The sequence below is a fragment of the Arthrobacter sp. B2a2-09 genome (assembly GCF_027587375.1).
Classification (GTDB): domain Bacteria; phylum Actinomycetota; class Actinomycetes; order Actinomycetales; family Micrococcaceae; genus Arthrobacter.
Genome location: NZ_JAMXIC010000131.1, coordinates 1 through 247 on the forward strand (window position 1 = coordinate 1; position 247 = coordinate 247).

The 247-nt window shown below is 65.6% G+C and carries 1 protein-coding gene; it reads left to right on the forward strand.

What is annotated here, in order from left to right; genetic code table 11:
* The coding region (locus NFJ07_RS25855; protein WP_269998953.1) for an HNH endonuclease signature motif containing protein at nucleotides 1–247 on the forward strand (247 nt) is incomplete at both ends.

A 247-nucleotide genomic window follows, 5' to 3' on the forward strand; every position in this document is an offset into this window, starting at 1 on the left:
CCGGCTGCAACAACCATTCCCTGGACAACGAAGCAGACCACCTCCTGGCCTGGGCCGACGGAGGCACCACCGGCATCTCGAACCTGGGCCAGCCATGTCCCAAGCACCACCGCCTCAAACACCGGACCGGATGGACACCCACCGCGGCCAGCAAAGACCACCCACCGGGGTGGACATCACCCTCACAACGGCACTACCCCAGCGAACACCAGGACTGGGAACCACCCCACTGGCCACACCACATCCC